A 24643-nucleotide genomic window follows, 5' to 3' on the forward strand; every position below is an offset into this window, starting at 1 on the left:
AAAGTGCCGGGGCTCGGCGCCCAAAAGATCAGGCGGCGTTGAACGTGTCCGGGTCCGGACCGGTGCGCTCGCCGCGGTTCAGCGGCGTCAGCGACTCCAGTTCCTCCTCCGTGAGGGTGAACCCGAACAGGTCGAAGTTCTCCTGGATCCGCGACGGCGTCACGGACTTCGGGATCACCACGTTGCCCAGCTGCAGGTGCCAGCGCAGCACGATCTGCGCGGGCGTGCGGGCGTGCTTCACCGCGAGCTCCGCCACGATCGGGTCGCCCAGCAGCGAGCCGCCCTTGGCCAGCGGGCTCCACGCCTCGGTCGCGATGCCGTTCTTCGCGCCGAACTCGCGGACCTCGTGCTGCTGCAGGTACGGGTGCAGCTCGACCTGGTTGAGCGCCGGGGGCACCTCGGCCGCGTCGAGCAGGCGCTCGAGGTGCGCGGGCTGGAAGTTGGACACGCCGATCGCGCGGACCCGGCCGTCCGCGTAGAGCTTCTCGAACGCCTTCCAGGTGTCGAGGTACTTGTCGCGCTCGGGCGTGGGCCAGTGGATCAGGTACAGGTCCAGCTGCTCCAGGCCCAGCTTCGCCAGGCTCTCGTCGAACGCCTTCAGCGTCGCGTCGTAACCCTGGGCGGAGTTCCACAGCTTGGTGGTGATGAACAGTTCGTCGCGGGCGACGCCGGACTCGGCGAGCGCCTGGCCGACGCCGGCCTCGTTGCCGTAGACGGCGGCGGTGTCGATGCTGCGGTAGCCGGCTTCGAGAGCGGCCTTCACCGCGGCCTTGGTCTCGGCGTCCGGGACCTGGAAGACGCCGAAGCCGAGCTGCGGCATCCGCACGCCGTTGTTGAGTTCGATCTCGGGCACGCTGGTCACAAAGGGTCCTTTCGGTGGGTGGTTCATCGGGCGAGTACCCGATCCCCGGCGGCCAAACTCGCCGGGGACCTGCGGTCGAGCAGACCGGAGACGAGCGCCACGGCCAGGCCGGCCGCGGCGAGCACGGCGCCGATCCAGTTGGGGGCGGTGTAACCGAGGCCGGCGCCGATCGCCTGGCCGCCGAGCCACGCGCCGCCCGCGTTGCCGAGGTTGAACGCGGCGATGTTCGCCGCCGAGGCCAGCGCCGGGGCGCCCTCGGCCTTGGCCATCACCCGGGCTTGCAGCGGCGGGACGGTCGCGAAGCCGGCCGCGCCGAACAGCACGATGGTGATCGCGGCCGGCACCTTCGCGTGCGCGGTGAAGACGAACACGACGAGCACCAGCGCGAGCGCCGCGAGGATGACGTACAGGCTGGGCATCAGCCTGCGGTCCGCGGCCCGGCCGCCGAGCAGGTTGCCGGCGAACAGCCCGGCGCCGAAGAGCACGAGCAGCCACGTGACGGCGCCGCTGGAGAAGCCGGCGACCTCGGTCATCATCGGCGCGATGTAGGTGAAGGACGCGAAGACCCCGGCGAACCCGAGCGCTGTCATCGCGAGCGCGAGCCACACCTGCGGGCGGCGGAACACGGCCAGCTCGCCGCGCAGGCCCGCGCCCGGGTCGGGCTTCTGGTGCGGTACGAGGGCGAGGATGCCGATCGCGCCGGCCACGCCCAGGGCGCTGACCACCCAGAACGTCGAGCGCCAGCCGAAGGCCTGGCCGAGCGCGGTGCCGGCCGGCACGCCGAGGACGTTCGCCACGGTCAGCCCGGTGAACATCATCGCGATGGCAGTGGCCTGCTTCGCCGGCGCGACGAGCGACGCCGCCACGACCGAGCCGACGCCGAAGAACGCGCCGTGCGAGAGGGCGGCGACCACCCGGCCGGTCATCAGCAGGCCGTAGCTCGGGGCCAGCGCCGAGAGCACGTTGCCCGCGATGAACAGGCCCATCAGCGAGACGAGCACGGTCTTGCGCGGCACGCGCGAGGCGAGCGCGGTGAGCACGGGCGCGCCGACGACGACGCCGAGCGCGTAACCCGAGATGAGCAGGCCTGCGGACGGGATCGAGACACCGAAGTCGCCCGCGACCTCGGGCAGCAGGCCCATGATCACGAACTCGGTGGTGCCGATCCCGAAAGCGCTGATCGCCAGTGCGAGCAGAGCGGCGGGCATGGACTTCCTTCTTCCGGAGTAGACTTGGGGGCGTGAGCAACTACCGGCGTCCGAGATAGTTGCACACGCCGTATATTGCACAGGCTTGATAGTGCAGCGTGCAACGGTGTGCGTGCAAGCCGAGGAGGGGTGAACCGTGTCACTGGACGACGACGCCGTCGAAACGCGAGCGCAGGGCTGGCGCACGCTGGCCGCGCTGCACGCGCGGATCGAGGACAAGCTGCAGCGCGCGCTCGAACGCGACCACGAGCTTTCGGTCAGCGAGTACAGCGTGCTCGACGCGCTGGCCCGCCAGGACGGCTTCCACCTCCGGATGAACCAGCTCGCCAACGCCGTGGTGCTCAGCCAGTCGGCGACAACGCGCCTGGTCACGCGGCTGGAGGGCCGCGGCCTGCTGGCCCGCTACCTCTGCGCGGACGACCGTCGCGGCATCTACACGGAGGTGACGCCGGCGGGCCAGGCCCTCCTGACGTCAGCCCGCCCGACCCACGACACCGCCCTCGCCGAAGCCCTGGCCGACGCCGAGTCCCTCCCCGAACTCGCCCCCTTGGTCGGCGCCCTGGGCACCCTCACCTTCCCCGGAGCCCGCACCTCCTGACGCCGTTGTCCGTGAAGGCCACCTTGAGGGACTCAGAGTCCCTCAAGGTGGCCTTCACGGACTTGCGGAAAGTTTCGTTGGGCCGACCGACAATTGCGTGACGTGCGGGCGAAAGCGCTTGCGTCGCCGTGGGTTCCGGCTTGGGCGTCCCACTCAGCGGGGCATCGCGCAGGGCTCTCGTTCGGCGGGGGGATTACGGCGGCCGCGCACCTTAACCCCTGCTCCATCCGTGGGACCCTTTTGCTGCCCGAGTCCGATAGTTTCGCTGGTCAGCTCGGTGTTTGCCGGTTTCGTCCCGCGTCGGCGCTTGGTTACCTCGTTGACCAGTTCGTTCCGCCGGACCTAATTTGTTGTCCCACCAGACGAACTGGGCGGTGTCGGCGTGGACTCCTCCTTTTCCCTCAAACCGGTGCGCCCGGCCGACCAGGCCGCGGTCCGCCGGACGAACCTCGCGTTGGTGCTGCGGCACCTGCGTGACGGGGGACCCCGGTCGCGGGCGGGCATCGCCGCGGACACCGGCCTGAACAAGGCGACCGTGTCGAGCCTGATCTCCGAACTGGTCGACCGCGGGCTGGCCCGCGAGGGCGAACGCGAGCGGGCCGGCTCAGTCGGCCGTCCCGGCACGATCGTCGAGCTCGACGGCCGCGGGGTCGGCGGGATCGGCGTCGAGATCAACGTCGACTACCTCAACGCCATGGCGCTCGACCTCACCGGCACCGTGCTGTTCGAGCAACGCGTCGCGCTCGACGTGCAAGCGCTTCCCGTCGAGAAGGTGCTGGACGCCGGGGCCGAGCTGACCGCGCGGGCGTTGCGGGAGTGCCGCCGCCTCGGGGTCGTGCCGGCCGGGGTCACGGTCGGGATCCCGGCCCTCGTCGACGTCACGAGCGGGACCGTCGCCTTCGCGCCGAACCTGCACTGGACCGACGTCCCGGTCGTCCGCGGCATCACCGAACGGCTCACGCGACGGCTCGGCCCGCCGGCGTTCCCGATCCGCACGGCCAACGACGCGAACCTGGGCGCGCTCGGCGAATACGCGATGGGCAGCGTCGCCGGGACCGCGGACCTCGTCTACCTGACCGGCGAGATCGGCGTCGGCGGCGGCGTGATCTCCGGGGGCAGGCTGCTCGGTGGCGCCGAAGGGTTTTCCGGCGAGATCGGGCACATCCAGCTCGACCCGGCCGGCCGGATCTGCGGCTGCGGGCGCCGCGGCTGCTGGGAGACGCTCGTCGGGCTGGCCGGGATGCTCCGGCTGGCCGCGTCGCCGAGCGACCCGGTGCACGACCCGTCGCTCGACCTCGAGCAGCGCCTCGACATGATCCGCCGCCGCGCCCAGCTCAAGGACAAGCGCACGCTCGACGCGCTCGCGCAGGTCGGCATCGGCCTGGGCGTCGGCGCGGCCGTGCTGATCAACGTCTTCAACCCGCGGGTCGTGCTGCTGGGCGGCTACTTCGCCCAGCTGGGCCCGTACCTGCTGGGCCCGATGATGACCGAGCTCGAAACCCGGGTGATCGCGCCGCGCATCGGCGGCTGCCGCGTCGAGCTGTCCTGGCTCGGCTTCTCCGCGGCTTCGCGCGGTGGCGCACACGTCGCGCTGCAGGCGGTGTTCGACGACCCGGCCCTGGTGTCGGCCGGAGCGGAAAGGGACAGCGGATGAGACCGAGAGGACACGAACCAGCGTCGGGCTGAGCCAGCGAACAGGGAGGGAAAACCATGGGGAAGATCGGTGTCTGGCTGATCGGGGCCCGCGGATCGGTGGCCACCACGGCCGTCGCCGGGGCCGCCGCGATGCGTGCGGGGCTGACCGCGCGCACGGGGTGCGTGACCGAGCTGCCGGACTTCGCCGGGGCCGAGCTGCCCGGCCTGGGAGATCTGGTCTTCGGGGGCCACGACGTCGTCGACACGCCGCTGGTCAAGCGGGCCGAGCACCTGGTGGCGGCAGGCGTGCTGCCCCCGACGCTGCCCGGCCCGGTCGCGGCCGACCTGGAGGCGGCCGAGGCCCGGCTGCGCCCGGCGCCGTCCGGGAACGGACGTGCGGCCGCCGACCGGATCATCGCCGACCTGACGGAGTTCCGGGAGGGTCTGGACCACGTCGTCGTGCTCAACGTCTCCTCCACCGAACCGCCCTGCGCGCCGCACCCGGCGCACGCATCCCTGGCTGCCTTGGAAGACGCGCTGGAGGTGCTGCCGCCCAGCGCGCTGTACGCCTACGCCGCGTTCCGCGCGGGTTGTGGCTTTGTCGACTTCACGCCGTCCACCGGTGCCCGGCTGCCGGCGCTGGACGAACTGGCGCGCACGGCCGGCCTGCCGTACGCGGGCCGCGACGGCAAGACCGGCGAGACGCTGCTGCGGTCCGTGCTCGCGCCGATGTTCGCCCAGCGCGCGCTGAACGTGCTGTCGTGGTCGGGCACCAACCTGCTCGGCGGCGGGGACGGCGCCACGCTCGCCGACCCGGGGGCGGCGTCGAGCAAGAACGCGTCCAAGCAGCAGGTGCTCTCGCAGAACCTCGGCCGTGACGTCGACGGCGAGGTGCACATCGACTACGTCCCGGCGCTCGGCGACTGGAAGACCGCCTGGGACCACGTGCTGTTCGAAGGGTTCCTCGGCGCCCGCATGACGCTGCAGCTCACCTGGCAGGGCTGCGACTCCGCGCTCGCCGCGCCGCTGGTGCTCGACCTCGCCCGGCTCACCGCCAAGGCGTGCCGCGACGGGGTCGCCGGGCCGGTGGCCGAGTTCGGGTTCTTCTTCAAGGATCCCGCCGGTGACGGCCCGCACGACCTCGCGTCGCAGTACGCGGCCCTGCGTGAGTGGGCGCACCGGTGAAGGCGTTCGTCGAGCTCGTCCGCGCGCCCGCGGCGCTGACCGTGCCCGGGGACGCCGTCGCCGGGGCCGCCGCCTCGGGCTGGCCGTTCGGCCGCCGGACCCTGGCGCTGACCGGCGCGTCCGTCTGCATCTACTGGGCGGGCATGGCGCTCAACGACTACGCCGACCGCGACCTCGACGCGGTGGAGCGGCCCGAACGGCCGATCCCGTCGGGCCGCATCTCGCCGGGCACGGCCCTGGGGGTCGCCACCGGGCTGACCGCGGGCGGGCTCGGCATCGCCGCGGTGGCCGGGGGCAAGCGCGCGTTGCGGGTTGCGTTGCCGCTGGCCGTGACCGTGTGGGCGTACGACTTCGTGCTCAAGTCGACCCCGCTCGGGCCGGTCGCGATGGCCGCGGCGCGCACCCTGGACGTCCTGCTCGGCGCCGGTGGGGCTCGGGCGGCGTTGCCCGCCGCGCTGACGGTCGGGGCCCACACGATGGCGGTGACAACGCTGTCGCGGTCCGAAGTGGACGGTGCCACGCCCGCGCTGCCGGCCGCGACCCTGGCCGCGACGGCCGGGGTGCGCCTCGCCGCCGGCCGGGTCGGCCCGCTGGCCTCGGCGCTGCTCGGGACCTACGCGGTGACGACCGGGCGGGCGCAGTACGACGCCGTCCGCGACCCGAAGGCGCCGACGATCCGGCGCGCGGTCGGTGCCGGGATCCACGGGATGATCCCGCTGCAGGCCGGGCTGATCGCGCGGACCGGTGCGTGGCGGTCCGCGCTGGCCGTGGCCGCCGCGTTCCCGATCGCGCGGGCCCTGAGCCGGAAGGTGTCGCCGACATGAGGTTCGGGTACGGCACCAACGGGTTCGCCAACCACCGCCTCGGTGACGCGCTGCGTGTCCTGGCCGACCTCGGGTACGACGGTGTCGCGCTGACGCTCGACCACCAGCACCTCGACCCGTTCGGCCCGGATCTCGCCCACCGCGTCGCCTCGCTGGCCGCCGAGCTGGACCGGCTCGGGCTGGCCGTCGTCATCGAGACGGGTGCGCGGTTCCTGCTGGACCCGTGGCGCAAGCACTCGCCGACGTTCCTCGACCCGGACCGGGCCGGGCGGATCGACTTCCTGACCCGCGCCGTCGAGATCGCCGCGGACCTCGGGGCGGAGGCCGTCTCGTTCTGGAGCGGGAACAAGCCCGCTGAACTGTCCACAGGGGACGCTTGGGAGCACCTGGTCGAGGGCTGCGCGGACGTCCTGAAGGCCGCCGACGACCACGACGTCAAGCTGGGCTTCGAACCGGAGCCGGGGATGCTCGTCGAGGACCTCGACGGGTACTTCGAGCTGGCCCGGCGGCTCGGTGACCCGGAACGGTTCGGGCTGACGCTGGACATCGGGCACTGCCGGTGCAACGAGTCCGCGTCCGTGCCCGACTGCGTGCGGCGCGCCCTGCCGCGGCTGGTGAACGTCCAGATCGACGACATGCGCCGGGGCACGCACGAGCACCTCGAGTTCGGCCGGGGGGAGATCGACTTCCCGCCTGTGCTGGACGCGCTGTCGCCGTACCCCGGGCTGGTCGCCGTCGAACTGCCGCGCGACAGCCACGCGGCCCCCCGGATCGCCCGCGAGTCCCTGGAGTTCCTGCGGAAGGCGGTGGCGGCGTGAACGCCTGGCTCGACGAAGCTCTCAGCAAGGTCGCCACCGATGCGTCGGCGTTGCGCACGCTGTTCCCCGGTGTCGGCCGCCGGGTCGGGCGGGGCCCCTCGGACGTCCCGGGGTGGACGGTCGACGACGTGGCTCGGGTCCGGCTGCTCGAAGCCGCACCCGGCGCCGCCGCCGAGATGCCGGACCTCTACCGCTACGGCGACGCCGCCGAGAAGCGGGCGGTCCTGCGTGGACTGTCCGTAGTGGACATCGGGGACGCCGGCCTGGCGCTGGTCGCGGACGCGCTGCGCACCAACGACACCCGGCTCGTCACCGCCGCGATGGGGGAGTACGGCGCCGCGCACCTGGACGACTCCGCCTACCGCCACGGCGTGCTCAAGTGCGTCTTCATGGGGATCCCGCTGGCCGGCATCGCCGGACTGGACCGGCGGACCGACGAGGAGCTGCTGCGCATGATGCGGTCGTTCGCCGCCGAGCGCACCGCCGCGGGCCGCGACGTGCCCGCCGACCTCGTCCCGCTGCTGACCGAACAGGAGGCCTGATGCGCATCTTCGACCCGCACATCCACATGAGCTCCCGGACCACCGGCGACTACGCGGCGATGCACGAGGCCGGCGTCCGCGCGCTCGTCGAGCCGGCGTTCTGGCTGGGCCAGCCCCGCACGAACGTCGGCAGCTTCACCGACTACTTCGACGCGCTGGTCGGCTGGGAGCCGTTCCGCGCGAGCCAGTACGGCATCGCCCACCACTGCACGATCGCGCTGAACCCCAAGGAGGCCAACGATCCCCGCTGCGCGCCCGTGCTCGACCTGCTGCCGCGGTACCTGGAGAAGGACGGTGTGGTCGCGGTCGGCGAGATCGGCTACGACTCGATGACCGCCGAGGAGGACAAGGCGTTCGCCGCGCAGCTGGCCCTGGCGATCGACCACGACCTGCCCGCGCTGGTGCACACCCCGCACCGGGACAAGGCGGCCGGGACCGGGCGCAGCATCGCCGTCGTCCGCGAGTCGGGCATTGCGCCGGGGCGGGTCGTGCTCGACCACCTCAACGAGATGACCGTCGCGATGGTCAAGGACTCCGGCTGCTGGCTCGGGTTTTCGATCTACCCGGACACCAAGATGGACGAAGAGCGGATGGTCGCGATCCTCCAGGAGTACGGCACGGAACGCGTGCTGGTGAACTCCGCGGCCGACTGGGGCAAGAGCGACCCGCTCAAGACCCGCAAGACCGGTGACGCGATGCTGGCCGCCGGGTTCACCGAGGACGACGTCGACCTCGTGCTGTGGCGCAACCCGGTCGAGTTCTACGGCCAGAGCGGGCGGCTCGACCTGGAAAGCGAGACCCCGGAAGCCGAGTTCGCGGGCAACTCGATCCTGCGAGGGGCGCGCAAGTGAGGTTCCGGCACCCCGACGGCACGCTCGTCCACCTCGCCTACTGCACCAACGTGCACCAGGCCGAGGACCTCGACGGTGTGCTCGCCCAGCTGGCCCGCTTCGGCGAGCCGGTGCGGGAACGCCTGGGCGTGGACCGGCTGGGGCTCGGCCTGTGGCTGGCCCGGCCGGTGGCGACCGAGCTGACCGGGAACCCGGCGGCGGTCGCCCGGTTGCGCACTGAGCTGGCCGCGCGCGGCCTGGAGGTCGTGACCCTCAACGGGTTCCCGTACCAGGGCTTCCACGACCCGGTCGTCAAGCACAAGGTCTACCGGCCCGACTGGTCGACGCCCGAGCGGACGCAGTACACGCTCGACCTCGCGCGGCTACTGGCCGAGCTGCTCCCCGAGGACGCCGTGCGCGGCAGCGTCTCGACGTTGCCGCTCGGCTGGCGCACCGAATGGCGGGACGACGGCGGGCAGCTCGAACTGCTGGCCAAGGGGCTCGCGAAGCAGGACCGCCCGGTGCGCGTGGCGTTCGAGCCGGAGCCCGGCTGCGTCATCGAGACCACCGCGCAGGCGGCGTCGCTGCTGTCCGAAGTGGACAAGGAGTGGCTGGGAGTCTGCCTCGACACGTGCCACCTCGCGGTCGGGTTCGAGGACCCGGCGGCCGCGCTCGGCCGCCTCGCCGCAGCCGGGCTGGACGTCGTCAAGCTCCAGGCGTCGGCCGCGCTGGAGGCCGCGAACCCGGCCGATCCGGCGACCCGGAAGGCGCTGGAGTCCTTTGTGGAACCACGGTTCCTGCACCAGAGCAACGAAGGCGCCCCACCCGGTGCCGACGACCTCGATCTCGCTTTGGCCGGGGAGCTTCCGGGCGAGGCGCCGTGGCGGGTGCACTTCCACGTGCCGCTGCACGCCGACCCGGCGCCGCCGCTGACGTCCACCCGGCCGGTGCTGGCGGCGACCCTGGCCGAGCTGTTCGGCGGCCCGGCCGCGCGCACCGACCACGTCGAGGTCGAGACCTACACCTGGCAGGTGCTCCCGGACGCACCGGCCGACGACGCCGGGCTCGTCGCGGGCATCAGCGCCGAGCTGGACTGGACCCGGCAAGAACTGATCACCCTAGGCTTGGAAGAGGTCTCTCGATGAGCTTGCTGGTTCTCGACGTCGTGGGGCTGACGCCGCGGCTGCTCCCGCACATGCCGAACCTGCGCAAGATGGCCGAACCCGGCTTCACCGCGCAGCTCGACACCGTGTTCCCGGCGGTGACCTGCTCGGTGCAGTCCACGTTCCTCACCGGCCTGCAGCCGGCCGGGCACGGCATCGTCGGCAACGGCTGGTACTTCCGCGACCTCGGCGAGATCTTCCTCTGGCGCCAGCACAACAAGCTCGTGCAGGGTGACAAGTTCTGGGACGCCGCCCGCCGCGCGCAGGCCGGGCACCAGGTCGCCAACGTGTGCTGGTGGTACGCGATGGGCATGGACGTCGACCTGACGGTCACGCCCCGGCCGATCTACCACGCCGACGGCAAGAAGTCCCCGGACGCCTACACCCACCCGCCGCAGCTGCACGACCGTCTGGTCGGCGCGCTCGGCGAGTTCCCGCTGTTCACCTACTGGGGCCCGACGGCGGCGATCACGTCGTCGAAGTGGATCATCGCGGCCGCGCAGAAGATCATGGCCGAGGACCAGCCCGACACCACGCTGGTCTACGTCCCGCACCTGGACTACGACCTCCAGCGCTTCGGCCCCGACGCGCCCCAAGCCGCGGCCGCCGCCCGCGAGATCGACACGGCACTGAAGCCCCTGCTGGACTTCGCGGCCGCGGGCGGGCACACCGTCGTCGCGTTGTCGGAGTACGGCATCACGAACGCGAACCGGCCCGTCGACATCAACCGCGCGCTACGCCGTGAAGGCCTGCTCAACGTGTACGTCCAGGCGGGCATGGAGTACCTCGACCCGTGGACGTCGCGGGCGTTCGCGGTGGCCGACCACCAGGCCGCGCACGTCTACGTCGCCGACCCGGCGGACCTCCCGCGGGTGCGCGACATCGTCGCCGGACTGTCCGGAGTGGACGTCGTCCTCGACCGTGCGGAGCAGGCGAGCATCGGGATCGACCACGAGCGGGCGGGTGAGCTGGTCGCGATCGCCGAGCCGGACGCCTGGTTCACGTACTACTACTGGCTCAGTGACGACCGCGCGCCGGACTTCGCGAAGACCGTCGAGATCCACCGCAAGCCCGGTTACGACCCGGCCGAGCTGTTCTTCGACCCGGACGACCCGAGGGTGAAGCTCAAAGCCGCGTCCGCGCTGGCCCGCAAGAAGCTCGGCCTGCGGTACTCGATGCAGGTCGTCCCGCTCGACCCCGCGCCGGTTCGCGGGAGCCACGGCCGGCTGCCCGACTCGCCCGAGGACGGGCCGGTGCTGCTGTGCTCGGACCCCGTGCTGGCGCGCGAAAAGGTCCACGCCACCGAAGTCAAGGAGCTGCTGCTCGCGGCGGCTGTCCGTACCGCATAACAGAACTCAGGAGGCCAGGACATGGCACGACCGTTGACCCTGTTCACCGGGCAGTGGGCCGATCTTCCGTTCGAGGAGGTGTGCGAGCTGGCGAGCGGCTGGGGCTACGAAGGGCTCGAGATCGCCTGCTGGGGCGACCACTTCGAGGTGGACCGGGCCGTCGCCGAGGAAGGCTACGTCCAGTCCAAACTGGACACGCTGGCCAAGTACGACCTCAAGGTGTGGGCGATCTCGAACCACCTGCTCGGCCAGGCCGTCTGCGACCACCCGATCGACGAGCGGCACGAGGCCATCCTGCCGGCCCGGATCTGGGGTGACGGCGAGGCCGAGGGCGTCCGGCAGCGGGCGGCGGAGGAGATGAAGACCACCGCCCGCGCCGCGGCGAAGCTCGGGGTGTCCACTGTGGTCGGTTTCACCGGCTCCTCGATCTGGCACACGGTGGCGATGTTCCCGCCGGTGCCGCCGTCGATGATCGAGCGCGGGTACGCCGACTTCGCCGACCGCTGGAACCCGATCCTGGACGTCTTCGACGAGGTCGGCGTGCGGTTCGCCCACGAAGTGCACCCGAGCGAGATCGCCTACGACTACTGGAGCACCGTCCGGACCTTGGAGGCGATCGGTCACCGCGAAGCCTTCGGGCTGAACTTCGACCCGTCCCACTTCGTCTGGCAGGACCTCGACCCGGCCGGGTTCCTGTGGGACTTCAAGGACCGCATCTACCACGTCGACTGCAAGGAGGCCCGCAAGCAGCTCAACGGCCGCAACGGCCGGCTCGGCTCCCACCTCCCGTGGGCCGACCCCCGCCGCGGCTGGGACTTCGTCTCCACCGGCCACGGCGACGTCCCGTGGGAGGACGTCTTCCGCATGCTCAACGCCATCGGCTACGACGGCCCCATCTCGATCGAGTGGGAGGACGCCGGCATGGACCGCCTGACCGGCGCGCCCGAGGCCCTGGAGTTCGTCCGCAAGCTCAACTTCACCCCGCCCACGGCGGCGTTCGACGCCGCGTTCTCCTCGAAGAAGTAACCCGCAGCTTCTGCGTTAACGGGTGGCCGCCAGCCCCGTCGGAAGGTGATCGAAAGCGGCTTCGCGCCGACCCGGGGCGAAGCACGCTCAAATTCAGGAAGGATCCGCATGTCTCCGTCCCCACCGAAGTGGGCGAGGCTGTTCGGCACCGCGCTCCTGGGCGCCGGCCTCCTGCTCACCATCGACGCTCCCGCCAGAGCCGACATCCCGGCCGCCGACTACCAGCAGGTCGCCCTCGCCACCGGCGCGGCCGAGCTCGGCGAGGCGATGTCGCTCGCGGTGCTCCCGGACCGCTCGGTCGTGCACACCTCCCGTGACGGCACCGTCCGCGTCACCACCGCGGTCGGCGCGACCTCCGTCGCGGCCAAGCTGAACGTCTACACCCACGACGAGGAAGGCCTCCAGGGTGTCGCCGCCGACCCCGGCTTCGCCACGAACCGCTACGTCTGGCTGTACTACTCGCCGAGACTGTCCACACCGGACGGTGACGCGCCGACCGACGGCACCGCCGCCGACTTCGCGCCGTTCAAGGGCGAGCTGCACCTGTCGAGGTTCGTCCTCAAGACGGACAACACCCTCGACCTGGCCAGCGAAAAGGTCGTCATGGCCGTGCAGAACGACCGCGGCCAGTGCTGTCACGTCGGGGGTGACATCGACTTCGACGCCGCCGGCAACCTCTACCTGACCACCGGCGACGACACGAACCCGTTCTCCTCCGACAGCTACTCGCCGATCGACGAGCGGACCACGCGCAACCCGCAGTTCGACGCGCAGCGCTCGTCCGGCAACACGAACGACCTGCGCGGCAAGCTGCTGCGGATCCACCCGCAGGCCGACGGGACGTACACGATCCCGTCGGGCAACCTGTTCGCGCCGGGCACCGCGAGCACCCGCCCGGAGATCTACGCGATGGGCTTCCGCAACCCGTTCCGGATGAGTGTCGACAAGGCGACCGGTGTCGTCTACCTCGGCGACTACGGCCCGGACGCCGGTGTCACCGACGCCAACCGCGGGCCGCAGGGCCAGGTCGAGTTCGACCGGATCACGAGCGCGGGCAACTTCGGCTGGCCGTACTGCACCGGCTCGAACACGACGACCGAGTCGTACAACCACTTCACCTTCCCGAGCGGCCCGTCCGGGGCGAAGTACGACTGCGCCGGCGGCCCGACGAACTCGTCGTTCCGCAACACCGGGCTCGCCAAGCTGCCGGTGCCGAAGGCCGCGTGGATCAAGTACGCGGGTGACGAGGGCTCGCCGCCGGAGTTCGGCAGCGGTTCGGAGTCGCCGATGGGCGGGCCGGTCTACCGCTACGACGCCGCTTCGACGTCCACGGTCAAGTTCCCGCAGTCCCTCGACGGCAAGTTCTTCGCGGGGGAGTACGGGCGCAAGTGGATCAAAGCCGTCACCGTCAACGCCGACGGCAGCCGCGGCACGATCGACAACTTCCCGTGGACCGGCACGCAGGTCATGGACATGGCGTTCGGCCCCGACGGCGCGCTCTACGTCCTCGACTACGGCACCGGCAGCGACAACCAGGCACTCTACCGGGTCGAGTACCTGGCGGGCACGAACCGCAACCCGGTCGCGAAGGCCGCGGCCGACAAGACGTCCGGGTCGAACCCGCTGACCGTGAACTTCTCGTCCGCGGGCAGCAGCGACCCCGAAGGCGGGGCCCTGACCTACCGCTGGACCTTCGGCGACGGCCAGACGTCGACCGCCGCCAACCCGGCGCACACCTACACGACCAACGGGACGTACTCACCGAGTCTCACGGTGACCGATCCGGCCGGCCTGACCGGCACCGCGAGCCTGGTCGTCACGGTCGGGAACACCGCGCCGACGGTGAACCTGACCACGCCGGCCGACGGCCAGCTGTTCTCCTTCGGCGACACCGTGCCGTTCCAGGTGACCGGCAGCGACCCGGAGGACGGGGCGCTGGACTGCTCGAAGGTCAAGGTCACGTACCTCCTCGGCCACGACAGCCACCAGCACCAGATCACGCAGGCGACCGGGTGCAGTGGCTCGATCGCCGTCCCGGTGGACGGTGAGCACGACGCCGCGGCGAACATCTTCGGCGTCTTCGACGCGCAGTACACCGACAACGGCGGCCTGGTCTCGCACAGCGTGCGCAAGCTGCAGCCGCGGCACCGCCAGGGTGAGCACTTCTCGGCGCAGTCCGGGATCCAGCTCGCCGACCACGGTTCGGCGGAGGGCGGTCGCACGGTCGGGTACACCGACAACGGCGACTGGATCTCGTTCACGCCGTACGCGCTGGGCAACGCCGCGTCGATCAGCGCACGGGTGTCCTCGGGTGGTCCCGGTGGCACGCTGGAGGTGCGCGCGGGCTCGCCGACCGGCACCCTGCTCGGCACGGCGACCGTGGCGAACACGGGTGGCTGGGAAACGTTCCAGGACGTGACGGCGAACCTCACGAACCGGCCTTCGGGGTCGACGACGCTGTACCTGGTGTTCAAGGGCGTCACCGGGCAGGGCAACCTGTTCGACCTCGACGCGTTCACCTTCACCACCGCGGCCCAGTCGGGTGCGGTCGAAGGCGAGTCGTTCACGTCCGGGTCCGGTGTCCAGATCGCCCCGCACGCGGCGGCGAGCGGTGGCAACACCCTGGGCTACATCGAGAACGGCGACTGGGCCGGGTACGCCTCGGTGAGCACGTCGGGCGCGCGGACGTTCACCGCGCGGGTGTCCTCGGCCGGTGCCGGCGGCACGATCGAGGTGCGCGCGGGCTCGGCGACGGGGACGCTGCTGGGCACGGTTTCGGTGCCGTCGACCGGCGACTGGGAGGTCTTCCAGAACGTCACGACGTCGGTGTCAAGTGGCTCCGGGCCGTTGTTCCTGGTGTTCCACGGTGGTTCCGGTTCCCTGTTCGACGTGGATTCGTTTAGCCTGGGCAGCATGCCGACCCAGGTGGATCCCGCGTACAACGTGCTGGTGTTCTCCAAGACGGCCGGGTTCCGGCACGACTCGATCCCGGCGGGGATCCAGGCGATCAAGGAACTGGGCACGGCCAACGGATTCGGCGTCACGGCGACCGAAGACGCGTCGGTGTTCACGGCTTCGTCGCTGGCCGCGTACAAGGCGGTCGTGTTCCTGTCGACCACCGGTGACGTCCTGGACGCTACGCAGCAGGCGGCGTTCGAGTCCTATGTGAACGGTGGCGGCGGGTACCTCGGCATCCACGCCGCGGCCGACACCGAGTACGACTGGCCGTGGTACGGGCAGCTCGTCGGCGCGTGGTTCAAGAGCCACCCGGCGATCCAGGCGGCTCGGTTCGTTACGGAGGACAACACTCATCCGGCGACGGCGCACCTGCCGGCCGCCTGGACCCGCACGGACGAGCTGTACAACTACCGCACGAACCCGCGCGGTCAGGTGCACGTCCTGCAGACGCTGGACGAGTCCAGCTACACCGGCGGCGAGATGGGCGCCGACCACCCGATCACGTGGTGCCACCCGCAGGGCAGCGGCCGGGCGTTCTACACCGGTCTCGGCCACACGATCGAGTCCTATTCGGACAACGCCTTCCGCACGGAGCTGGTCGGCGGGATCCGGTACGCCGCGGGGGTCGTCACCGCGGACTGCGGCGTTTCGGCAGGATCCACAGTGGAGGGTGAGTCGTTCACGTCGGGTTCGGGCGTGCAGGCCGCGGCCCACGCTCCGGCGAGCGGCGGCCAGACGCTGGGCTACATCGAGAACGGCGACTGGGCCGGGTACGCGTCGGTGAGCACGGCGGGGATCTCGCGGTTCAGCGCGGTCGTCTCGTCCGCGGGAGCGGGCGGCACGATCGAGATCCGCGCGGGCTCGGCGACCGGCACCCTGCTGGGTACGGTCACGGTACCGAACACGGGCAGCTGGGAGACGTTCCAGACGGTCTCCACGACTGTCTCGTCCGGCACCGGCCCGCTCCACCTGGTCTTCCGGGGCGGCGCGGGTTCCCTGTTCGACATCGACACCCTGACCGTGTCGTAGAAGTCCGTGAAGGCCACATTGGGGGACTCAGAGTCCCTCAATGTGGCCTTCACGGCATTTCACGGGAGCCAGCCGCCGGTGAAGCCGAAGAACTGGCCCGTCACCCGGGTGGACTTGCCGGAGGCGAGGAACGCGATCAAGGCACCCATCTCCTCCTGCTGGCCCAGGCGCTGGAGCGGGACCTCCTTGGCGACGGTCGCGCGCAGGTCGGCGTCGGATTCCCAGAGCCCGGGCGGGAAGTAGGTCGGGTTCTCGAACCAGTTGGGGCCGATGGCGTTGAGCTGGATGTTGTGCTCGCCCAATGCTTTGGCCGCTGCGGTCGTCATCGTGGTGGCCGCGGCGCGCGCCGCGCTGTAGAGGACGGCGGCGGCGAGTGGCCGGACGGCGGCCGCCGACGTCACCAGGATGATCCGGCCGGTCCGGGCCTCCTTCATCGCCGGGGTCGCGGCCTGGATCAGCTCGAACGGCCGGTAGACCAGCTCACGCATCAGGAACTCGAGGTCGCTCAGCGGTGCGCCGTCGAAGGGCTTCTGGACGGCGGCGGGCGGCACGAAGTCGTTGCTCAGCACGACGTCGACCCGGCCGTGCTCCCGCGCGGCGGCGAGCATCGCCTCGGGCTCCTGCTCGGCGATCGGCGTCAGGTCCGGGTTGTCGGCGGCGAACTTGCCGCGCACGTCGGCGTCGGTGAACGTCCGGTCGTGGCAGGCCACGGTGAACCCGTCGGCGGCGAGCGCCGTCGCGTCGGCGGGACCCGCGTACTGCGTCACGTTGGTGACCAAGGCGACTGTCATGCGGAAACCCTAGTGAGCCCACCGGCCTCCCGGGCCCGCCGAACGGACGCGCGTGAGGGGCACCCTCAGGGACTCCAGGTCCCTGAGGGTGCCCCTCACGGCTTTCAGCGGACGCCGAGGAGGTGCTCCAGGGCCAGCTGGTTGAGGTGCGTGAAGTGGTAACCACGCGCCGCGGCCGCGTCCAGGTCGAAGTCGTCCTTCTGCAGGTCGTCCAGCGTCTCGCCCGGGGACAGCGTCGGCGTGGACAGCTCCGGGACGCGGGACGCCGCCAGGGCCTCCACGACCTCCGGGTCGGCGCGGAACTTGCGGGACTTCTCCTTGAGGATCAGGTACGTCCGCATGTTCGCGGCCGCCGAGACCCAGACGTCCGCGGGGTCCTCGGTGCGCAGCGGCTTGTAGTCGAAGTGGCGCGGGCCCTCGTAGCCGCCGTTCTCCAGCAGGTCGACCAGGAAGAACGCGCTCTTCACGTCGCCGTGGCCGAAGATCAGGTCCTGGTCGAACTTCGGGCCGTGCTGGCCGTTGAGGTCGATGTGGAACAGCTTGCCCTGCCACAGCGCCTGCGAGATGCCGTGCACGAAGTTCAGCCCGGCCATCTGCTCGTGGCCGACCTCCGGGTTGAGCCCGAACAGCTCCGGCCGCGCGAGCTGCGAGATGAAGCCCAGGGCGTGCCCGATCGTCGGCAGCAGGATGTCGCCGCGCGGCTCGTTCGGCTTCGGCTCGAGCGCGAACCGCAGCGAGTAGCCCTTCTCGACGACGTACTCCGCGAGCGCGTCGAGGCCCTCCTTGTACCGGTCCAGCGCCGCGCGGACGTCCTTCGCGCCGTCGGACTCGGCGCCCTCGCGGCCACCCCAGACGACGTAGGTCTCCGCGCCCAGCTCGGCCGCCAGGTCGATGTTGCGCCGCACCTTGCGCAGGGCGTACCGGCGGACGTCACGGTCGTTGCTGGTCAGGCCGCCGTCCTTGAACACCGGGTGGGTGAACAGGTTCGTCGTCGCCATCGGCACCTTGAGCCCGGTCTCGGCGAGCGCCTTGCGGAACCGCTCGATCGCCTTGTCGCGGTCGGGTTCGGTGGCCAGCAGGTCGTCGTCGTGGAACGTCACCCCGTAGGCACCCAGCTCCGCCAGCCGGTGCACGCTCTCCACCGGGTCCAGCGCCGGCCGCGTCGCGACCCCGAACGGGTCGTTCGCCGGCCAGCCCACGGTCCAGAGGCCGAAGGTGAACTTGTCGGCCGCCTGGGGGGCGTAGTCGTCCATGACTGTCCCTTCATTTAGTTCACGTTGTAGACTAAATAGTGCGCCGCGGGGTCCCGGGCGTCAAGAGCCCGGATAGAGTGCTCGGCAGGAGGGACACGATGACCCAGGCCGTGCGGCACGACTCGATGCGGGCCCGCAACCTCGAGGTCGTGCTGGGCGAGGTCAGCCGCAACGGCCCGCTGACCAGGGCGGCGCTGGCCGAGCTGACCGGGCTGACCAAGTCCACTGTCTCCAAGCTCGTCGGCGATCTCGTGGACGCCGGGCTATTGGCCGAGACCGGGCCAGCCCGTGCGGGTGAGCGGGGACGGCCGGGCGTGGACGTCGTGCTCAGCGGCGCCCGGATCGCCTCCCTCGGTCTCGAGATCAACGTCGACTACCTCGCCGTCCGGGTGCTCGATCTCACCGGCGCGGTCCGGTTCGCCGCCCGCCGCGACCGCGACAACCGCGGCTCCCGGCCGAAGAAGGTCCTGGCCGAGCTGCAGGCCCTCGCCGAGGAGGCGATCACCGAAGGGCGCCGCCTGGGGCTGGACCTCGCGGGCGCGGTGCTCGCGGTGTCCGGCCCGGTCGGCGACGGCGTCCTGTTCAGCGCCCCCAACCTGGGCTGGCAAGACGTCCGCGCGGCCGACCTGCTGCGCCTGCCCGTCCCGGTCGAGCTGGACAACGAAGCGAACCTCGCCGCGCTCGGCGAGCTCTGGTACGGCGGTGGCGAGCGTGACTTCCTGTACGTCTCCGGCGAAGTCGGCATCGGCGCGGGCCTGGTCGTCAACGGCGAGCTGTTCGCCGGGCCCCGGGGGCTGGCCGGCGAGCTGGGCCACGTCGTCGTGGCGCCGGACGGCCCCGCGTGCCGCTGCGGCGGGAGCGGCTGCCTGGAGACCTACGCCGGCCAGGAAGCGTTGCTGGCGGCCGGAAGGACGTCGACGGTGGCCGAGCTGCTGGCCGGCCTCGAGCGTGGTGACCAGGTGGCGCTGGACGCCTGCGCCGCGGCCGGCCGCGCCCTCGGCGTCGCCCTGACGTCGGCGGTGAACCTGCTCGACCTCGACCGCATCGTGCTCGGCGGCGTGTTCACCCCGCTGTACCCGTGGCTGGCCGAGCCGGTGGCCGGCGTCCTGACCGCCCGCCTCGGCGGCCTCCGGGCCGCGCCGCCGGTGCTCACGGCGTCACGCCTGGGCGGTGACGCCGCGACGCTCGGCGCGGCGGGCCGGGTGGTGCACCGCGTGCTGGCCGATCCGGCGCCGTTCCTGGTGCGGGTTCAGGAGGCGTAGGCCTCCACTTCGGCCGGCTGGTGCTTGCCGGGCTGTTCCCGGTCGGCGGCGGTTCCGGCTGTCGCCGTGGCGGGCTGGTCGTGCACCGCGTGCTGGCCGATCCGGCGCCGTTCCTGGTGCGGGTTCAGGAGGCGTAGGCCTCCACTTCGGACACCTGCCCCGCGGGCCAGCCCGTGTTGCCGGTGAAGGTGAGCTTCAGGTACCGCTGGGACGTCGGCGGAACCGTGATCGTCACCGAGTCCCCGCCCGCCGGATCGAAGACGTACCCGGCGGAGGCGCCGCCGTTCACCGAGATCGTCTGGGTCCGGGTACCCCACGACGGCGGCAGTTTGAGCACCACCCGGCCCACGGTCACGGCCGAACCCAGATCCACGGTCAGCGTCTGCGGGAACGCGTTGTTCGTGCTTTCCCAGTAACTGCCCGCGTTTCCGTCCACCGCGTTGCCCGGTGGGAACCCGCCCTGCGAGCCGCTCGCGGAGACGGCCTTGCCGAAAGCGAGGTTGACCGAAGCCGGTGGGGGACCGCCGAGCTGCGAGGCCCAGTAGCGCGTCCGGTCCAGGTAGGCGGTTTCCGACGCCGTACCGGAAGTCCCGTAGGCACCGGCGAAAGTCTCGTACGCCGACGACGGCGGGGACGAGCGGGCCGGCTCGATGATCGAGCCCTCGTGCCACTCGTTGAACGACGTCACCGAAACCCAGTCGGCGTTCGAGGAAAGCGCGTTCTGCCATTCGCGGTCGTAGGTGGCGCCGTTGTCGCGGCCGAGGGTCGGGGTCGTGTTGCCCGGCACCGCGCGGTCGTCGTTGTACCCGGGACCGACCGACGGGGCCCACACCAGGCCGTTCGCGTCGCAGTAGGCGCTCGCGTCGCGCCAGCCCGGTGCGGTCGCGCCGGCGATCGCGTCGTAGGTGTACATCCCGCCGAAGTGCGCGACCTTGCTCGTGTCCGTCGTCTGCGCCAGCACGATCGCCGACGAGCGCACCTGGTCCAGTGCCGTCCAGTCGGTGATGCGCAGGCTTTCGAAGACGTAGAACGCGCCGCGGCCGCCCTCGCGGTAGAAGGCGGGGCTTGAACCGTAACGGCTGGTCAGGTAGCCGATGTCGGCCACTGTGGACGAAGCCGTCCGCCCGCTGTAGGGCTCGAGGTGCCAGGCGACCTTGATCCCGTGCCGTGCCGCGGCTTCGAGCACGCCGGCGGCCAGACCGTCCTCATAGGACCCCTGACCCCACCAGCTGTAGACGATCACCCCGGCGCCGGACTGCTCGATCCACCGCATGTGCTGCTCGACCGCACCCGAGAAGTCGCCCGAGTCGTACGGGCCGAGCGACGGGTAGAAGTTCGCGCCGATGTCGGCGGGCGGTGTGTGGCCGCCCTGGTCCCAGTGGCGGTACGCGCCGCCACTGTTGCCGTACCAGGGGTAGTAGAACAGGTGGGTCCGGGTCGAGAGCGCCGCGGCGTGCGCGACTCCCGGCAAAGTGGCCGCCAGCAGGAGGAGCGCGGCGAAGAACGTCGAAATCCGTCGCATGGGGACCCTCTCGGGGGATTCGGGGTGTTCCAGACCATACGGACGCCACGCGAAATCCCGCAACACTTCCACCGACATACGCAAACTTGCGTCGGAAACCCACCCGGAACCACCAGGAAAGCCGCCCGGAACGCGAAAACCGCCCCGGGCGAACCCGGGGCGGTTTCCGTTCAGCGGGACGGAACTAGCTCACGGCGTTGATCTGCACCAGCGAGCTGCCGACCGTGACACCGGTGTCGGTCTGCACGGTCAGCTGACCGCGCAGGACACGCCCGGCCGCCGGGGGCGCGGTGACGGTGACCGTCGCCGGCACCGTCCACGAGCTGCCCGAGGCGTGTGCCGCGACCGGGTCGGTCAGGGCGACCGAACCGAACGCCGGGTTGGTGAACACGTCGACGTAGTCGTACTGCGTGGTGCCCGACGGCACCGCGTACCCGTCGACCAGTGCGACCCAGACACCGGCCGCCGGGTTGGCGACCGTCACCGACTCCTCCGAGTCACCGTCGGCACTCACGGCCGCCTGCACGCAGGTGCCCGTGGTGCAGTTGTAGAGCACCAGGTCGAGGTCGGCGCCGACGTCGGACGTCTTGCCGATCGTGGCCGTCAGGGACGTCGAGCCCGGCGTCACCGAGATCTGGTACTGCTGCTGCGCGCCTTCGGCGATCGTCGGCCGCGCGACCTTCGCGCTGCCCAGCGTGGTGCCGAGCAGGTGCCCGGTGAACGCGCCGAGGGTGTTCGTCACGGTGTAGGACCGCGCGATCGGCGTGTTCAGCGTGGCGGACGCGATCGTGTCCGGGTTCGGCGTGATCGTCGTGCCGAGCACCGAGGCGCTCAGCTTGTACGCCGCACTGTCCACATCGGACGTCCGGCGCGCCTCGACGACGATCTCCCAGACACCCGGCTGCGGGTTGGCGAACGTCCGGCTGGTCGGCGTGCCGCCGGGGCAGCCCGCACCCGCGTCGGGCAGGTAGCAGTACGTCGTGGACGTGCTCGCCTCGGCCGGCACGCCGGTCGGGTCGTAGCGCAGGAACCGGACCTGGCCCTTGCCCTTGGCGCCGCCGCCGGCGTCCAGGTCCACCTTCAGCGCGCTGGCGCCCTGCGGCACCTTCACGAAGTAGCTGGTCGCCTGGTTGCGGGCGATCTTGCCGGACACGTCGACCTGGTAACCCTTGGCGGCGGTGAACTCCTGCGGCGCGAAGACCGTGTTGAGGGTCTGCACGTCGATGCCGATGGTCAGCGGGTTGTCCAGGTACAGCAGCGCCGAGTGCGCGCCGGCGTTCTTCGGGTTCACCTTGACCTGGAAGGTCACCGGCTTGTTCAGCGGCACCGCGACGGTGCCCGCCGAGGAGAACGTGCCGTCGTTGCCGACCCACCGCGCGAAGTAGAGCGCCGGGTTCGCCGAGCCCGACGTCCGCGTGATCGTGTACGTCCGGGTGTAGGCCTTGCCCGTGGTCACGCCCTCGCGGTCGTGGATGCCGACGCCGGTGTTCGGCGTCGCCAGCAGGTTCGACTGCACCGTGTGGACCTCGACCGACGTCGAGACGGCGTCCGGCTTCGGGTTGAGCGACAGCGCGACGAACGCGGCGGGGACGTTGAACAGGCCCGCGCCCTGGGCGTAGGCGTCGATGCCCGGCACGAACCGCGCGGTCGACTTGATCGCCGAGCGCAGCTGCGCGACCGGCGGCCGCTGGCCGTTGTGCGTCGCCTTGTACGCGCTCACCAGCAGCGCGGCCGCACCGGTCGCCTGGGGCGAGGCCATCGACGTGCCCTGCAGCATCGCGTAGCCGGCCGGCAGGCTGTACGTGCCGGCGACCGGGCCCGGCGCCTCCCAGCGCGGGGTGGTCGAGATCGCCGCGCCGGGCGCGATGATGTCCGGCTTGAAGCCACCGTCTTCACGCGGGCCGCGCGAGGAGAACGGGTGCATCGACTCGGGCGCCTGGGTCTTGGAGCCGTAGTCCGCGAGCCAGGTCTCCTTGGTGATGTAGGAGCCCACCGAGATCGCGTCCGTGGCCACCGACGGGTCGCCGACGGTGTTCGCCCCGGCGCCGCTGTTGCCGGCCGAGATGAAGATCTGGACGTTGTACTCGGCGATCGTGCGGTTGTAGAGCTCCGCGCGGGCGTTGTTGCCGTCGTTGAGCGAAGGCAGGCCGCCGATCGAGATGTTGATGACGTCCGCGCCGTGGCTGGCCGCGTAGACGACGCCGTCGAGCAGGCCGCTCGAGGTGCAGGCCGCGCCGGTGAGGCAGACCTTGACGGCCAGGACCTTCGCGCCCGGGGCCGCGCCGTCCATCTTGCCGCCGAACAGGTCGTTGCCGGTGGCGATGCCCGCGACGTGCGAGCCGTGCTCGGCGCCGGCGATGCCGATGCCGACGAAGCCCGGCTTGTCGGTCTGGACGACGAAGGCCATCCGCTCGGCGATGTCGGTCGCCGGGTTGTCGGTGCCGAAGAAGCCGACGTCGTAGTTGGTCTTGTAGTCGGTCATCGGCTTCTCGTCGGTGAAGTCACCGTTGCCGTTGAGGTCGACGCGGACCTGCTTGGTCGCCGGGTCGAGCAGCACGCCCCAGGAGTCGGCGCGGTCGCCGTCGCGGTTGATGTCACCGCCGGTCTCGCTGTCGGCGGCACCGAGGTCGCCCGCGGTCTCGCTGAACGAGCCGAACGTGTACGGGCCGCCGGTGGCCGGCGCCGTCCAGGTCTTGCCGTTCGCGGTGAACGTGCCGGTGTAGGTCTGGGTCGACTGCGCGACCCAGGTGCCGTCACCGGAGTTGGTGGCGTTGGCGTTGTACCAGTCGACGATCTTGCGCTCGCCGTGGCTGGTCTTCGCCAGCGCGGGGGTGTCGAGGTCGACCCCGGAGTCCAGCACCGCGACCGTGGTGTCCTTGCCGTCCCAGTTGGGCAGGACCTGGCCGAACTGGGCCGCGTAGGTGTCGCCGGTCGGCAGGTAGGGGTTCACGCGCGGGGTGTTCTTGCCCGGCGCGGGCTGCGGGGCCGGGTCCTGCGCGCCGTCGGGCTTCGGGTCGTCGCGCACGATGAGACCGTCGACGTCGACGGCGTTCACCGACTTGAGCTTGGCGGCCTTGCCGGCGTTGCCGGTCGGGATGCTCACCTTGACGTAGTCGAGCTTGGTGTCGGTCGACTGGACGACCCCGCCGAGCGCCTTGAGCTCGTTCACGGCGGCGCCGGTCTGGCCCTTCTCGGCCGCGACCAGCAGGGTCACGTCGGGCTTGCCGGCCTTCTCGGCCTCGGCGACGAGCGTGCGGTCGTGCGCGTCGAGGGCCTTGCTGTCGTCGGCGGTCCCGGCGGTGAGCGGGGCCTGCTGGGCGGACGCCACCGGAACGGCGATGCCGAGGACGGAGGCGCCGAGAGCGGTGGCGAGGACGGTGATCCCGGCCCGCCGTCTCCAGCTGGATCTGAGCTGTGTCACTGCGTGAGCCCTTCGTGAAGTGATGCTTGCGAGCAGTACACATCGCGGGATGATCCGCAGCAATAAGACACTTAGCCCATCACCCGCAATTGGTTGCGGGCCGAATGGCCTAACGCGATCACCGGTTAGGCGGCAACGGGATGTTCCGCTCAGGGGTCATTCGTCCACCCTTGCTATATGCGCGTATAGCGCGCTACATTCACGTATAGGAGTTCGAAGGAGGGGAAGCCGTTGAGCAGGGGGATCTCGTCCGGCTGACGGAGTTGCCCGGCGTCGACGACGGCGCCGGCGGCGTCCGGCCCCGGCCGCGCCACGCCGTCGACGGGGCGTACGACGGCCGGGCGGCGAGCCGCGTGCGTACATAACG

General features: G+C 71.2%; 18 protein-coding genes. 12 read left to right on the plus strand and 6 right to left on the minus strand.

The features are described 5' to 3' along the window. Positions 1-28: 28 nt before the first annotated feature. Positions 29-862, minus strand: a complete 834-nt coding sequence (locus ACIOD2_RS32740; protein WP_400546826.1) for an aldo/keto reductase — start codon at positions 860-862, stop codon at positions 29-31. A gap of 23 nt (positions 863-885) precedes the next feature. Continuing rightward, positions 886-2070: an MFS transporter gene (locus ACIOD2_RS32745; protein ID WP_400546829.1), complete on the minus strand. Its 1185-nt coding sequence runs from the start codon at positions 2068-2070 to the stop codon at positions 886-888. A 136-nt stretch (positions 2071-2206) separates the two neighbouring features. On the opposite strand from ACIOD2_RS32745, the gene ACIOD2_RS32750 reads away from it, so the two are divergent. The 11 genes from ACIOD2_RS32750 to ACIOD2_RS32800 all read left to right on the plus strand — a co-directional run bounded on the left by ACIOD2_RS32750 (position 2207) and on the right by ACIOD2_RS32800 (position 16027). Beyond that, on the plus strand, positions 2207-2668 hold the full coding sequence (locus tag ACIOD2_RS32750) for a MarR family winged helix-turn-helix transcriptional regulator (RefSeq protein WP_400546832.1): 462 nt from the start codon (positions 2207-2209) through the stop codon (positions 2666-2668). Positions 2669-3050: 382 nt separating this feature from the next. After that, positions 3051-4322 (plus strand): ROK family protein, encoded by a 1272-nt coding sequence (locus ACIOD2_RS32755; protein WP_400546835.1) that lies wholly within the window; start codon positions 3051-3053, stop codon positions 4320-4322. A 56-nt stretch (positions 4323-4378) separates the two neighbouring features. Then, on the plus strand, positions 4379-5488 hold the full coding sequence (locus ACIOD2_RS32760) for an inositol-3-phosphate synthase (protein ID WP_400546838.1): 1110 nt from the start codon (positions 4379-4381) through the stop codon (positions 5486-5488). Continuing rightward, positions 5485-6312 carry an SCO3242 family prenyltransferase gene (locus ACIOD2_RS32765; RefSeq protein ID WP_400548858.1) on the plus strand — a complete coding sequence of 276 codons (828 nt, stop codon included), beginning with the start codon at positions 5485-5487 and terminating at the stop codon, positions 6310-6312. The genes ACIOD2_RS32760 and ACIOD2_RS32765 overlap by 4 nt, the downstream gene beginning before the upstream one ends. Further along, entirely contained in the window at positions 6309-7130 is an 822-nt protein-coding gene (locus ACIOD2_RS32770) for a sugar phosphate isomerase/epimerase family protein (RefSeq protein WP_400546841.1), read from the plus strand. Before ACIOD2_RS32765 ends, ACIOD2_RS32770 begins: the two co-directional genes overlap by 4 nt. Beyond that, positions 7127-7672 (plus strand): EboA domain-containing protein, encoded by a 546-nt coding sequence (locus ACIOD2_RS32775; protein ID WP_400546844.1) that lies wholly within the window; start codon positions 7127-7129, stop codon positions 7670-7672. The genes ACIOD2_RS32770 and ACIOD2_RS32775 overlap by 4 nt, the downstream gene beginning before the upstream one ends. After that, the gene (locus tag ACIOD2_RS32780) at positions 7672-8523 is read left to right on the plus strand and encodes a TatD family hydrolase (protein WP_400546847.1); all 852 of its coding nucleotides are present in this window, start codon (positions 7672-7674) and stop codon (positions 8521-8523) included. The genes ACIOD2_RS32775 and ACIOD2_RS32780 overlap by 1 nt, the downstream gene beginning before the upstream one ends. After that, the gene (eboE, locus tag ACIOD2_RS32785) at positions 8520-9647 is read left to right on the plus strand and encodes a metabolite traffic protein EboE (RefSeq protein ID WP_400546850.1); all 1128 of its coding nucleotides are present in this window, start codon (positions 8520-8522) and stop codon (positions 9645-9647) included. The genes ACIOD2_RS32780 and eboE overlap by 4 nt, the downstream gene beginning before the upstream one ends. Next, entirely contained in the window at positions 9644-11014 is a 1371-nt protein-coding gene (locus ACIOD2_RS32790; RefSeq protein WP_400546853.1) for a nucleotide pyrophosphatase/phosphodiesterase family protein, read from the plus strand. The genes eboE and ACIOD2_RS32790 overlap by 4 nt, the downstream gene beginning before the upstream one ends. A gap of 21 nt (positions 11015-11035) precedes the next feature. Further along, entirely contained in the window at positions 11036-12040 is a 1005-nt protein-coding gene (locus ACIOD2_RS32795; protein WP_400546856.1) for a sugar phosphate isomerase/epimerase family protein, read from the plus strand. 108 nt (positions 12041-12148) lie between these two features. Continuing rightward, positions 12149-16027: a carbohydrate-binding protein gene (locus ACIOD2_RS32800; protein WP_400546859.1), complete on the plus strand. Its 3879-nt coding sequence runs from the start codon at positions 12149-12151 to the stop codon at positions 16025-16027. Positions 16028-16086: 59 nt separating this feature from the next. On the opposite strand, the gene ACIOD2_RS32805 is transcribed toward ACIOD2_RS32800, so the two are convergent. Together ACIOD2_RS32805 and xylA are read right to left on the minus strand one after the other, a co-directional pair. Beyond that, on the minus strand, positions 16087-16818 hold the full coding sequence (locus ACIOD2_RS32805; protein WP_400546862.1) for an SDR family oxidoreductase: 732 nt from the start codon (positions 16816-16818) through the stop codon (positions 16087-16089). Between the two features lie 104 nt (positions 16819-16922). Beyond that, a complete protein-coding gene (xylA, locus tag ACIOD2_RS32810; protein WP_400546865.1) occupies positions 16923-18071 on the minus strand; it encodes a xylose isomerase in 1149 nt (382 codons plus the stop codon). Between the two features lie 98 nt (positions 18072-18169). Here xylA and ACIOD2_RS32815 point away from each other — a divergent pair, with 98 nt between their 5' ends. Then, positions 18170-19333, plus strand: a complete 1164-nt coding sequence (locus ACIOD2_RS32815; protein WP_400546868.1) for an ROK family protein — start codon at positions 18170-18172, stop codon at positions 19331-19333. A 124-nt stretch (positions 19334-19457) separates the two neighbouring features. On the opposite strand, the gene ACIOD2_RS32820 is transcribed toward ACIOD2_RS32815, so the two are convergent. Together ACIOD2_RS32820 and ACIOD2_RS32825 are read right to left on the minus strand one after the other, a co-directional pair. Continuing rightward, positions 19458-20855 carry a discoidin domain-containing protein gene (locus ACIOD2_RS32820; RefSeq protein ID WP_400546871.1) on the minus strand — a complete coding sequence of 466 codons (1398 nt, stop codon included), beginning with the start codon at positions 20853-20855 and terminating at the stop codon, positions 19458-19460. A gap of 184 nt (positions 20856-21039) precedes the next feature. After that, on the minus strand, positions 21040-24276 hold the full coding sequence (locus tag ACIOD2_RS32825) for a S8 family serine peptidase (protein WP_400546874.1): 3237 nt from the start codon (positions 24274-24276) through the stop codon (positions 21040-21042). Positions 24277-24643 lie beyond the last annotated feature (367 nt).

The sequence above is a fragment of the Amycolatopsis sp. NPDC088138 genome (assembly GCF_044741685.1).
Lineage (GTDB): Bacteria > Actinomycetota > Actinomycetes > Mycobacteriales > Pseudonocardiaceae > Amycolatopsis.